The organism is Mycobacterium sp. P2_H7, from assembly GCF_056403275.1.
Genome location: NZ_JBFUFU010000019.1, coordinates 84,846 through 97,049, shown reverse-complemented (window position 1 = coordinate 97,049; position 12,204 = coordinate 84,846). Strand labels below are relative to the sequence as shown.

9 protein-coding genes are annotated in these 12,204 nt (G+C 66.2%); 1 reads left to right on the top strand and 8 read right to left on the bottom strand.

Annotated elements, in window-relative coordinates; all coding sequences use genetic code 11:
• Positions 1-4 precede the first annotated feature (4 nt).
• Together AC1DY7_RS25790 and AC1DY7_RS25785 are read right to left on the bottom strand one after the other, a co-directional pair.
• Complete coding sequence (locus tag AC1DY7_RS25790; protein WP_477496584.1) at positions 5-1,582, bottom strand: sugar ABC transporter ATP-binding protein; 1,578 nt, start codon at positions 1,580-1,582, stop codon at positions 5-7.
• A 5-nt stretch (positions 1,583-1,587) separates the two neighbouring features.
• On the bottom strand, positions 1,588-2,928 hold the full coding sequence (locus AC1DY7_RS25785) for a sugar ABC transporter substrate-binding protein (RefSeq protein WP_477496583.1): 1,341 nt from the start codon (positions 2,926-2,928) through the stop codon (positions 1,588-1,590).
• Positions 2,929-3,092: 164 nt separating this feature from the next.
• Between AC1DY7_RS25785 and AC1DY7_RS25780 the strand changes: the two genes are divergently transcribed.
• Positions 3,093-4,418, top strand: coding sequence for an LLM class flavin-dependent oxidoreductase (locus tag AC1DY7_RS25780; RefSeq protein ID WP_477496753.1), 1,326 nt, complete (start codon positions 3,093-3,095; stop codon positions 4,416-4,418).
• Between the two features lie 52 nt (positions 4,419-4,470).
• On the opposite strand, the gene AC1DY7_RS25775 is transcribed toward AC1DY7_RS25780, so the two are convergent.
• Genes AC1DY7_RS25775 through AC1DY7_RS25750 form a run of 6 tightly spaced genes read right to left on the bottom strand, consistent with a single transcriptional unit; the run spans position 4,471 to position 12,172 of the window.
• Entirely contained in the window at positions 4,471-5,685 is a 1,215-nt protein-coding gene (locus AC1DY7_RS25775; protein WP_477496582.1) for an acyl-CoA dehydrogenase family protein, read from the bottom strand.
• Positions 5,682-7,052: an LLM class flavin-dependent oxidoreductase gene (locus AC1DY7_RS25770; RefSeq protein WP_477496581.1), complete on the bottom strand. Its 1,371-nt coding sequence runs from the start codon at positions 7,050-7,052 to the stop codon at positions 5,682-5,684. Before AC1DY7_RS25770 ends, AC1DY7_RS25775 begins: the two co-directional genes overlap by 4 nt.
• Positions 7,049-8,689, bottom strand: a complete 1,641-nt coding sequence (locus AC1DY7_RS25765; RefSeq protein WP_477496580.1) for a dipeptide ABC transporter ATP-binding protein — start codon at positions 8,687-8,689, stop codon at positions 7,049-7,051. The genes AC1DY7_RS25770 and AC1DY7_RS25765 overlap by 4 nt, the downstream gene beginning before the upstream one ends.
• Complete coding sequence (locus AC1DY7_RS25760) at positions 8,686-9,552, bottom strand: ABC transporter permease (RefSeq protein ID WP_477496579.1); 867 nt, start codon at positions 9,550-9,552, stop codon at positions 8,686-8,688. Before AC1DY7_RS25760 ends, AC1DY7_RS25765 begins: the two co-directional genes overlap by 4 nt.
• A complete protein-coding gene (locus AC1DY7_RS25755; RefSeq protein WP_477496578.1) occupies positions 9,549-10,520 on the bottom strand; it encodes an ABC transporter permease in 972 nt (323 codons plus the stop codon). The genes AC1DY7_RS25760 and AC1DY7_RS25755 overlap by 4 nt, the downstream gene beginning before the upstream one ends.
• Complete coding sequence (locus tag AC1DY7_RS25750) at positions 10,517-12,172, bottom strand: ABC transporter substrate-binding protein (protein ID WP_477496577.1); 1,656 nt, start codon at positions 12,170-12,172, stop codon at positions 10,517-10,519. The genes AC1DY7_RS25755 and AC1DY7_RS25750 overlap by 4 nt, the downstream gene beginning before the upstream one ends.
• Positions 12,173-12,204: the final 32 nt, after the last annotated feature.

The following is a 12,204-nucleotide window of genomic DNA, read 5'->3' as shown; positions in this document are numbered from 1 at the left end:
GTTGTCATCCGATGGTGGTAGGAACGGCGAGGGCGCCGGGGATCATCAGGGCTACGAGATCGTGCTCATCCGGTTTGGCGTCCGGCCGCGCGTCGACGATCGCGACCAGTCGGCCTTCGGTGATCACCGCGACGCGGTTGGACAACCCGATCAGCTCGGGCAGGTCATCGCTGACCAGGATGATGGTGGTGCCCGCCGCGGCAACCTTGCGCAGCAGGTCGTAGATGCCCTCCCGGGCACCGGTGTCCACACCCTGGGTGGGTTCGTCGAGCACCAGGATATCTGGTTGGCGCAGCAGCCATTTGGCGATGAGAACCTTCTGCGCGTTGCCGCCCGAGAGTGATGACACCGGTGCATCGATGCTTTCGGCCACGATGCCCAGTTCATCGACATACTGCTGGGCCACCTTCCGCGCCCGGCCCACCGCCCACAGCCCCACGCGAGGTGTGGCGAACCGGTCGTGCAGGGAGGCCAATTGGATGTTGTCTGCGATCGACTGCGTGACGACGAGGCCCTTGTCGGCCCGATCCGGTGGCACATAGGCGATCCCGGCGCGCACATGGTCGCCGATGGTGCCGCTGACGGGTTTGTCGTTGACCAGGATGCGACCCGTGCTCGGCCGAACCACCCCGGCGATGATCTCGCCGAGCACACGTTTGCCGGAACCTTCGGTGCCGGCCAACCCGATGATCTCGCCGGGCGCAACCTCCAGCGAGGCCTCGTGGAGCACGCCGGCGCCGCCGACGCCCTCGACCACCAACCGGGGCGCGACGTCTGCGGTGATCGCCCGCTGGGTGTGCTCACGGTAGTAGTTCTCGGTCCGCACCCGGCCCACCATCAAGCGGTGCAGTTCGCTCTCGTCGACGCCTTCGGTCGGCCGGTGCGCCACCGACTCACCGTCTTTGAAGACCGTTATCCGGTCAGTGGATTCGATGATCTCGGGGAGCCGGTGCGAGACGAACACGACGGCCGCGACCCCACGCAGCCGCTCCAACAGGCGCAGGAAGTTGTCCTCGTGTTCGGAGTCCAGCGCGGTCGTCGGCTCGTCGAAGAGCACGACCGGTCGCTCCACCTCCAGCAGCTGCGCCAGTGCGGTGACCCGGGCGATGTCCAGGTTCTGCCGCTGTCCAGGGGCCAGCTTGCCGGTCGGAGCGGAGACATCGACGCCGTCCACCCCGGCCTTGTCGAGTGCCTCACCCGCTGCCCGGCGCAGCGCGCGTCGATCCAATCCGCCGGTGCGGGAACGGAACAGGTGCTCCCAGCCGAAGAACACATTCTCATAGACTGCGAGTGAGTCCACCAGGTTCGCCTCCTGGAACACCCGGAAGATGCCCAGCCGGTTGGCCTCCTGATAGGTCTTCGGGGCGATCTCGCGACCGTCGAGGATCAGCGATCCGGAGTCATAGGGCAGCACCCCGGAGATGATGTTGAGGATGGTGCTCTTGCCTGCCCCGTTCTCGCCGATCAGTCCGACGACCTCGCCGTCGCCGACCGTCAGGTCGACACCTTTGAGGGCTCGGTTGGCTCCGAAGGACTTGACGATTCCCGTGGCCTGTAACCGGGGTGGAGGCTTCGTGGTCATCTGGTTCACACCTTCTGGTACGGGGACGGCGCGAGCACGGGCGTCCGGTAGTGGTCCTTGTACAGCTGCCGGATCCGCTCGAAGTCACCGTTGCGCTGAGCCGCCAGATAGGTCTCCGGCAGTTGGAAATTCTTGGGCTTGGGCACGCCCGGCCAGATGGTCTCCAGGTCTTCGACGGGGTATCCGGCGAACTGCAGGTCGAAATCGTCGGGGTGTTCGACGCGGGACAGCAGCTTGACGTCGAACGACTCGCCGATCGGCCCGTCGACGTAACGCGATTTGAAGGCCTGCACATTGTCGGCGGTGATGATCTCGGCATGCCAGCCGTAGAACCGTTCGGCCGCTTCGGGTTTCCAGCCGTTGAGCCGGTCATGGAACTGCGCAACCGAGAAGAAGGACGGGTAGGCCGGCACATTGCCGGTCGTCACCAACTGGCTGCCCTTGACGATCCGATCTATACCCGCGGTGGAACCATTGGCCCCGACCACGAAGACATCCTTGCCGGGTACCTTGCCCGCCGCTTCGATTCCCGCGACCACCCCGGTGGCGGCATCGTCGTTGACCGCGACGATGCCTCTGGTCTCCGGGTAGCGGGCCAGCAGGGTCGCCGCGGCCCGCTGCGAGAGGTCGGCGTCGTACTTGGCATGCAGCTCACCGGCGAACTTGATCTTCGGGTACTTCTTCAGCGTGTCGTACACGGCCAGGCGGCGCTGCGTCTCGCACCCGTCGATGGACGGGTAGTAGCCGCCGACCCGGACGATGGTGCCCTCTTCGCCGATCTTCTTGGCCAGCACGTCGACCGCCTTACCGACCGCGACGTACTCGTCGGGCATCAGGAAGGTGTTGAACTTGTCGCCGTCGGCGTCACTGTGCCACGGGGTGTACCAGGCCGGAGAATTCCACGCGGACTGGAACAACACTCCGCCGCGGTTGGAGTCCTGGGCCATCGTGGGCAGTGCGCCGGGGTCATTGAGGCCGACGAAGATGGCGGTGGTTTTCTGCGTCAGCAGTTGATTGAACTGGTTGGACTGCACCGCGGCATCGCTCTTACCGTCCAGAACGACACTCTTGTAACCCAATTGACCAGCTGCCTCCTGGAAGGCCTTGGCCCACTGCACCTGGTAGTCGCCGGTGGCCGACCAGTTCAGCAGCGCGAACTGGCCATCGGTGTAGGCGACCGCGTCTCCGCGTGCCTCGCTGCGGCGCCCGACCGCGGTGAGCGCACCGGCCGCCGTGAGCGCGGCGGCACTCCCGGCGAGCAGTTTCACGAACTGCCGCCGCCCCAGGCCGTAGGTGTCCAGGCGCTCCAGGATGGGGTCGATCACACGGCGCTCTTCGGCATTCATCGCGCAGACGGTAGTTGCCTGCCGAATTATTCCCCAGCGTCTGGATCAGGATAAGAATTACCGCGACTCGAACGCACGCTGAGTATAACTGTTGCAGCAACCGGTGTTTCAGGCCGAAATTCGGTGGGGTGTCCAATCAGCACCTGCACTTCTCGGCCTTCGTCATGAACACCACCTCGCACATCCTGCAGGGGGTGTGGCGCCAGCCCGGCGCGGGCCAGACGAACTTCAACTCGCTGGAACACTGGGTGCATCTGGCGAAAGTCCTTGAGCGGGGCCATTTCGACTTCATCTTCTTTGCCGACGTGGTCGGCCTGTACGGCGACTACGGCGGGTCCTACGAGAAGTACGTGCAGGCCGGGCTGCAGATCCCGAGCAACGACCCGAGCGTCATCGCCTCGGCGATCGCCTACAACACCTCCGACATCGGCATCGCGGTGACAAGCTCTGTCATCCAGGACCACCCGTTCAACTTCGCCCGCAAGATGTCCACCCTGGACCACGCGTCGAACGGGCGGATCGCGTGGAATATCGTCACCAGCGCACTGGCCAACGCCGCCCGTAACTTCGGCTACGACGGCCTGGAGGAGCACGACGAACGTTACCGCTGGGCCGACGAATACGTCGATGTCACCTACAAGTTGTGGGAAGGTTCCTGGGACGACGGCGCCCTGCTACAGGACCGCGAGCGCGGTCTGCACGGCGACTACTCCAAGATTCACAAGATCCATCACGTCGGCAAGCGTTACCGGGTGGAGGGGCCGCACCTGGTGGCCCCGTCACCACAACGCACACCGATCCTTTTTCAGGCCGGATCATCAACGGCGGGAAGGGATTTCGCGGCACGCAACGCCGAGGCCCAGTTCATCATCAGCCCCGGCCCCGAGCAGGCCCGCGAGCTGATCGACGATACCCGCAGACGGGTGGTGGCCGCCGGGCGTAAACGCGATGACCTGAAGTTCTTCCAGGGGCTGCACTTCGTCGTCGGCAGCACCGAGGAGGAGGCCCGCCGCAAAGAGGCCGAACTGGACGAGGCGATCGATCTGGACGGGATGGTGGCCCACCTGTCCGGTGCGGTGGGCGTCGACTTCGGCGGCCACGATCTGGACACCCCGCTGGGTGACATCGGCAACACCGATGGCACGCGCAGCATCGTAGAGTGGGTTCAGGAATCAGTCACTGGCAGAGCGGCGACAGTGCGTGATCTCGGCCTGCTGCAGGGACGTAACTCCCGGGTGGTGGGCACCCCCGAGTCGATCGCGGACCAGCTCCAGCGCTGGCGGGACGCCGGCGTCGACGGCATCAACGTCGTCAACGCCACCATCCCCGGCAGCTACGAGGATTTCGTCGACCACGTCACCCCGGTGCTGCAGCAGCGGGGGTTGGCTCAGCGGGAGTACCGGCCCGGCAGTGTGCGCGCCAAGCTGTTCGGCGCCGACCTGATCAACGAGCGACACCCCGCGGCGCAATACCGCGGCTTCTTCTCGTGATATGTGGAACCGCACCCGTGATGGTTACGGGTGCGGCTCCACCAACCGCCTGTCAGAAGTAGCCGCTGCCGGGGAGCTTGGTGCCGCGCGTGTAGTAGGCACCGACGGCCTGCGCCTTGTAGGACGTCGGATTGTGCGACGCCAAGGTGCGGATGTTGCGCCAGTGCCGGTCCAGCAGGTGCGACTGGCGGACCACCGAAGCCCCGCCGACGTCGAAGATCTGGGACGCGGCCTTCTGCGCCAGCCCGTCGATGACGACCTTGGCGGCCGCGGCCTGCAGGGAAGCCTCGTGAGCCAGCTCCAGATTCGGGTCGGTCTTGTCGATATCGGCCTGGAAGGCGATCGCCAGCGCATCGGCGGCGGCCAGCACGGTCGCCGTACCGACGTAGGCGGCGGATGCGATCTCACCGATCTCGCGCTGCAGCAGCGGGTCATCGGGCGCCGACGGGTTGGGCGCCCAGGTGAAGCTGCGGGCCCGCTGGTGCACGTGCGCGACGGCATCCTTGCGGAGGGCATGCAGCACACCGACTTCCAGTGCCGTGACATACAACTGGAAGAACGCGCCGGAGTGGTACAGCGGCGGTCGTTCAGCGTCGCTCTCCGGTGGCGAGAACTGCAGTAGTTCATCGGCGGTCACTGCGACGTTGTCGAAGATCGCGGTGCCGGTGCCGGTTGCGCGCTGGCCGAAGCCGTCCCAGTCGTCGAGCACGGTGACGCCGTCCCGGTCGGTCGGCACCAGGGCGATCACCGAGGCATCCTCGGGGTCGCTGGCCAGTACCTCGGCGTAGTCGGCGTACAAGGTGCCCGTAGTGAAGAACTTCTTGCCGTTGAGCCGGTAACCGTCGCCGTCCTTGGTGAGCTTGGTCTGCCAGACGAAGCCGCCGGCCGGTTCGGATCCGAGTTCGGTGGAGGCGTTGCCCACGATGGCCCCGGACAGTGCCAGGTCGATCGCCCGTTGCCGTGCCTCGCCGGGCAGCCGCAGCCGTTCCTCGACATGCGCGAAATGCCCACGCAGGATGTGCGCGACGTTGACATCGGCCGCCGCCAGGGTGATCACCGTCGCGAACAGTTCGCGCAGGCTCGCTCCGCCGCCACCGTCCTCACGCGGCACCCGCAGCGCCCCCAATCCGGACTCGCGAATGAGATCGATTGCGGCGAACGGGCGTTCGTTGCGGCGCTCGCGTTCCAGCGAGCCGTCGCCGATGACGGCGATCAGCCGGTCCAGGCGCTCGGAGCCGTAGGTCAACGGTTCAGTGGTGGTCGTCATCGTAGTGCCTCCTCGGTGACGCGCCGGTAGCGCGCCGCTCGGTGTGATTCGGGCAGGCGGGATCCCCCGCCGAACAGCTTGTGCCGCAACGTGCCTTGCGTGTACTCGGTCTTGTAGACGCCGCGTCGCTGCAGCTCCGGAACGACGTGCTCGATGAAGTCGGCGAACGACCCCGGGGTGATGACGTTGGTGAGGTTGAACCCGTCCACATCGGTCTCCTCGACCCAGGACTGCAGATCGTCGGCCACTTCGGTGGGACCTCCGACGCTGAAGCCACCCTCGGCGTCGATGGCGTGCGCGTCGATGAAATCGCGCAGCGTCCACTGACCCTGACCGAACATCTGCACGGACGACTTCAGGTATTCGTTGTCGGTGACGGCCACCGGGTCGTCGAGGTCGAACTGCGACAGGTCGCTGCCCAGCCAACCGGACCAGAGTGCCAGTGCGCCTTCAGGATCGGTGTACCGGCGGAAGTCCTCGTAACGGTCACGGGCGGCTTGGGGCGTGGGCCCGGTGACCGCGACATGCCCGTTGACGATCTTCACGTCGTAGGGATCACGGCCCGCATCCGAGGCGCGCGTCCGGATATCGGCGACGGCTTCGCGCAGCACCTCTTTGGTGGGGGCACCGATGAAGATCACCTCTGCGTTCTCCGCGCCGAACTGCTTGCCGCGCGTCGACGCGCCCGCCTGGTACAGCACGGGAGTCCGCTGCGCCGACGGCTCGCACAGGTGGATGCCCGGGACGCGGAAGTGCTTGCCCAGGTGCTCGATCGGATGCACCTTGGCCGGATCCGCGTAGTGCGCGCGGCCTGGTTCGCTACCGACGGCGTCGTCCTCCCAGGACCCCTCCCATAGCTTGTAGAGGACTTCGGTGTACTCGTCGGCGATGTCGTAACGGTCGGCGTGCGGGGTGATGGTGTCCAGGCCGTGATTGCGGGCCGCGCTCTCCAGATACCCGGTCACGATGTTCCAACCCACCCGGCCCTTGGTCAGGTGATCCAGGGTCGACATCCGCCGGGCGAAGGAGTACGGGTGCTCGAACGAGGTGGCGGCGGTGATGCCGAAACCGAGATGCTCGGTGGCCGCGGCCATCGCAGGGACCACGAGCAGTGGATCGTTCACCGGAACCTGGGCTCCGGAACGCAGCGCCGCTTCCGGTCCACCCGCGTACACGTCGTAGATGCCGAGCACATCAGCGATGAACAAGCCGTCGAACAGTCCCCGTTCCAGCAGCTTGGCCAGATCCGTCCAGTAGTCGAGGTCTTTGTACCGGGCCGCCTGGGATTCGGGATGGCGCCAGGTCCCGGCGACGATGTGCGTCACGCAGTTCATGTCGAACGCGTTGAGGATGATCTGGCGGGTCACGAAAGGCCTCCGGGTACGGGTTCTGGTTGGGCCACGGGCAGGCTCGCCAACAGCTCACGGGTGTACGGCTCGCGTGGGGCGGTGAAGATCTCTTCGGCGGTGCCGGATTCGACGACCCGGCCACCCCGCATGACGAGCACGCGGTCGGCCACGTGGTGGATGACGCCGAGGTCATGAGAGATGAAGAGGTAGGACAGTCCGAGCCTGTCCTGAAGATCGGCGAGCAGGTCGAGCACCTGAGCCTGGACGGTGACGTCGAGCGCGGACACCGGTTCGTCGCACACGATCAGCGCAGGCTCGGGTGCCAGCGCTCGGGCGATCGCGACGCGCTGGCGCTGACCTCCGGACAGGAGCAACGGACGGCGGTCGGCATGTTCGTCGCCCAATCCGACGTCGGCAAGCAGGTCCGCGGTGCGGCGCGCCCGTGCGGCGGCATCGGGATAGAGGTCTGCGGGCAGGGCGTCGTCGATGATCCTCCGGACGGTCCAGCGTGGATCGAATGAGCTCAGCGGGTCCTGGTAAACCACCGAGACTTCGCGCCGCCGGGTCCGCCGCTGCGCCTCGCTCACCGTGCTCCACGGCTGCCCACCCAGCGTGACGGTTCCGCTGTCGGGTTCCAACAGTGCCAGAGCCAACCGGGCGGTGGTCGTCTTACCGGAGCCGGACTCGCCGACGATCCCGAGGGTTTCGCCCACCGCGATGGAGAACGAGACATCGTCGACCGCTGTCCGTTGCACGCCGTCCGGACCGCGGAAGCGCTTGGTCAGACCGTCTGCCTGCAGCAGCACGCCTTCCGGCCGCGTCCGCTGTCCGGCGTGCACGGGGCGGGGTGGTTCAGCGGAAAGCCTGGTGCCTTTGCGATGTACGGCGGGTACCGCATCCAGTAGTGCTCGCGTGTAGGGGTGCGCCGGCTGGTCCAGCACTGCCGCGACGCTTCCGGTTTCGACGATCCGGCCCGCGCGCATCACAGCAACCCGGTCGGCCAACCGGCTCACCACCGACAGATCGTGGCTGATCAGAATCAAACCGGTGCCGCGCTCTTTCATGTCCGCCAACAGATTCAGGATCTGCGCCTGGATGGTGACGTCCAGTGCGGTGGTCGGCTCGTCGGCGATCACCAGGGCCGGATCGAGTGCGATGGCCTGGGCGATCAGGGCGCGTTGACGCTGTCCCCCGGAGAGTTCGTGCGGAAGCTGGCGGGCGCGCAGTTCCGGCTCGGGCACGCCGACAGCCGTGAGCAACTCCAACACCCGCTTCTTGCGTGCGGCCCGGTTGCCGTACTTGTGCAGCCGCAGTGTCTCGGCGATCTCGGAGCCCACGGTGCGCAGCGGGTCCAGGGACACCAGGGCGTCCTGCAGCACGAACCCGACTGCACGGCCGCGTATCTTGCGCCAATCCCGGTCCCGATGACCCAACGTCGAAACACCCTGGAGTTCAATATGATCCGCGCGAACCTGCGCATCGGTCCCGGACAATCCGAGCAGCGTGCGGGCCGTGACGCTCTTACCCGAACCGGATTCGCCGACGATGGCGAAGCACTCGCCCGCAGCGACCTCGAAGGACACCCCCGACACCACCGGCCGGGCGCCGAAAGTGACGTCCAGATTGTCCACGCGTACCAACGGGGTGGCGGTCATGTCAGTCGCCCTTCGAGTCGCTGCTGCAGATGCCTGCCCAGCACGGTGACTGCGAGCGTGCAGCCCACGATCGCCAGCCCGGGGAACAGTTCCAGCCACCACGCGGTCGACACGAAGTCGCGGCCGGCATCGAGCATCGCGCCCCACTCCGGCGCCGGCGGCGCTACTCCGAGTCCGAGAAAGCTCAGCGAGGATGCCCACACGATGGACTGACCGATGCCCAGCGTCGCCAGCACCACCAGGGGCCGCATCGCATTGGGGAAGATGTGCCTGCGGATGATCCGGGCGGGTTCGTGGCCCAGGGCCAGCGCCGCTGAGACGTAGGCGGAGTCCTTCACCGCGATCACCTGGCCGCGCACCATCCACGCATACCCGGGTGCGGAACCGGCGGCGACAGCCACGATCTCGGTGAGCACGCCCGGACCGAACACGGCGATGAACAGGAAGGCGATCAAGAGACCCGGAATCGCCAGCAGCACCTCGAGAAAGCGGCTGATGGCGCCGTCTGTGATGCGGCCGCCGAGCCCGGCGACGAAGCCGAACACAATCGCAACAGCCAGCGCCAGCGCGGTGGCGCCGACGCCGATCAGCAGCGAACTGCGCGCACCGAACACCACCCGGGTGTAGATGTCGCGCCCCGACGCATCGGTGCCGAACCAATGACTGAGCGACGGGTTCTGCAGTGCCGCATCGATATCGGTGTCGAACGGCGACTCGTGGGTGAACAATCCCGGTGCGACCGCCCACACCAGCACCACGAAGAGAAACAATGCCGACAACCAGACTGCGGGGCGGAATGTTCGCGAACCGGCAGCCAACGAGGTGGTCCGGATCGCTGCAGCGTCGGCGACGTTGACGGTCATCGACCCGCCTCGCGCAACCGCGGGTCGATACGCCCAAAGGCGATGTTCACCGCGAGGTTGGCCAGAACATACACGGCGGCGACGAAGAGCGTCACCCCGAGAACCACCGGTATATCATGGGAGACAACGGCATCCACCAGAGTCCGACCCAACCCGGGCCGGACGAAGATCGATTCCACGATCACGGCCGTGGAGAACAACGAGCCGAGCGCCCAGCCCGACAGGGTCAGACCGGGCAGCACGGCGTGCCGAAGGGCGTGGCGCCAGCGCACACCCCAGTCGCTCATGCCGCGCGCCCTGGCCGACACCGCGAACGGCTGCTCCAGCGCCGTGGCGAACTCGTCCCGGGTGACCTGGCCGAGAAATCCTGCCAACGGCAGCGCCAACGTCAAGGCTGGCAGCAGCAAGCCGATCGGACCGTCGCCGACCACGGGCAGCCAGTGCAGGGTGAAGGCAAAGACGACCAGCAGCATGATCCCGAGCCAGTACTGCGGTAGCGCCGCCAGAAACGTTTCCAGTGCCGAGCCGAGCGCGGACAGCGCCCGGCCGCGCTGCGCCGTCAGCAGCGTCACTCCCACCGCGATCAGCCATGCGGCGACGAGAGAGGCCGCAGTGAGTGTCACGGTGGGCCCGATCTGAGCCAGGATGATCTGCACGACGGGTTGCTTGCGCACGTACGAGGTTCCCAGGTCACCACGCACGAGTCCGCCCAGATAGTCCAGGTACTGGAGCAACACCGGCCGATCCAGGCCGAATTCTGTTCGAGCGGAGGCGATTTGCTCAGGGGACGGCTTGGCGCCCGCTCCGCCAAGGATCGCGAGCACCGGATCGGTGCGCATCAGCTTGGTGAACAGGAAGGTGAGGGTGACCGTTCCCCACAACACGCCGATGGCGCCGGCCAGCCTTCCGATACTGCGCCGCAGCGCGATCCGCGTCGCCGAGTGCTCGGCTATGGCCTCAACCGTCACTGCGCCAGCCAGGCGTCGTGCAACACCGGCTCACCCTCGGACGGCTCGATCCACACGTCCCGCAGATGCTTCTTGGAGACCAGCCGGGTGGTCTGCGGGTAGAGCCCCAGGAAGTAGGCGTTCTCGGCGACGATCTTCTGCACGCTGCCGTAGAGCTGCTCCTGCTGCTTGGGATCGTTGGATGCGGCGACCTGATGCAGCGGCTCGTCGATGGCCGGGTTCTGCACCCACGACATGTTGTTACCGGGAGCCAGTTTCAGTGAGTCGGTGGAGTACACGATCGACAGCACCAATGGCGTCGGGCTGTTCCAGTACGCACCCGCCAGGATGTCGGTGGCATTGGGATCGGTGAAGGCCGCGTAGTACTGGTCCTGCGGGATCGGCTTCAGGATCACATTGAAGCCGACCTCTTTCTCGGCGGCCTGGATGTCCTGGTAGAGCGTGAGATCAGCCGGTGGGGTGTCGCCAGGATCCGAGGAGTAGATCACCGTCGCGGCGAGTTGCCTACCGTCCTTGGTCCGGAAGCCGTCGGCGTCGCGCTGCGTCCATCCGGCAGCGTCGAGTAACTGGTTGGCCTTGTCGGCGTCGTGCGCGAAGTACTCACCGAGGTTCTTGTCGAAGAACGGCGTGGTCGAGGACAGCGGTCCGTGCTCCCAGTTGAAGACACCGAGGTAGGCGCTCTTCACTGCGGCTTCGGCATTGGCGCCGTGCACGAATGCCTGGCGCACGGCGGTATCGGTGAACGGAAAGCGAGTCGTGTTGAGCGCCCAGCCATTCGGCTGACCGGTGTGGGTGAATTCCTGCAGCGCGAGATTGGGATCCGCATTCAGCGCCGCGTTCTGCTGTGGTGGCGGGTTGAAGATGAGATCGGCGCCCTGGCCCTGCACGGCCGCGAACCGAACGGAGCCGTCCTCCAGGAACTTCCAGCTGACGTGGTCCAGATACGCGGGGCCTTGATGCTTGGCGTCGGCGGGGGCGGAGTTGTAGTCGGGGTTGCGGTCGAGTTCGACACTCTGCCCGTGCACCCACTCCTTCACGATGAATGGGCCGGTCCCGACCGGCGACTGGCAATTGTCCTTCAAACCGCGGGCCAGCGCCTTAGGCGACTGGATCCCGAAGAACGCCTGGGACAGCACGGGCAGCAGCGCGGAGTACGGCTTCGACAGCGTGAGCTCGAAGGTCGCCGGATCCACCGCCCGGGTTGCCTTGTAGTACGGCTTGAGGTAACCGGAGTCGGTGAGTGACTGGGTCGCCGGGTCGAGCATGTGCTCGAAGTTGGTCTTGACGGCGGCGGCGTCCAGCGGCGTCCCGTCGTGGAACTTCACGCCCTGCTTGATCTTGAAGGTGTATGTCAGCCCGTCCGGTGACACCGTCCACGAATCCGCCAACCACGGCACCACCGTTCCGTCGGGCTTCTCCGAGACCAGCGAGTCGAGGAACTGCCGGGCCACATACGTTTGCGGCATATCCCCGTTGTTGTGCGGGTCCAGGCAGGCAGGTTCGCGGTCGGCGCCATAGGTGATGGACCCGCCGCTGCGGGGCGGTCCGGACACGTCGGCGGAACCGCCGTTCTGGGTGCCGCATGCGGCGAGGATGAGGCTGAGGGCGGTTCCCGCGGACAGGAACGCTCCGGCCGTACGCAGTGATGACATCGAGGATTGTTCTTTCGGTCCCGGCGTTCATG

Bases quoted from the DNA above. Each gene is read 5' to 3' on its own strand.
- AC1DY7_RS25790 (WP_477496584.1), bottom strand. From the start codon at position 1,582: ATGACCACGAAGCCTCCACCCCGGTTACAGGCCACGGGAATCGTCAAG.
- AC1DY7_RS25785 (WP_477496583.1), bottom strand. From the start codon at position 2,928: ATGAATGCCGAAGAGCGCCGTGTGATCGACCCCATCCTGGAGCGCCTG.
- AC1DY7_RS25780 (WP_477496753.1), top strand. From the start codon at position 3,093: ATGAACACCACCTCGCACATCCTGCAGGGGGTGTGGCGCCAGCCCGGC.
- AC1DY7_RS25775 (WP_477496582.1), bottom strand. From the start codon at position 5,685: ATGACGACCACCACTGAACCGTTGACCTACGGCTCCGAGCGCCTGGAC.
- AC1DY7_RS25765 (WP_477496580.1), bottom strand. From the start codon at position 8,689: ATGACCGCCACCCCGTTGGTACGCGTGGACAATCTGGACGTCACTTTC.
- AC1DY7_RS25760 (WP_477496579.1), bottom strand. From the start codon at position 9,552: ATGACCGTCAACGTCGCCGACGCTGCAGCGATCCGGACCACCTCGTTG.
- AC1DY7_RS25750 (WP_477496577.1), bottom strand. From the start codon at position 12,172: ATGTCATCACTGCGTACGGCCGGAGCGTTCCTGTCCGCGGGAACCGCC.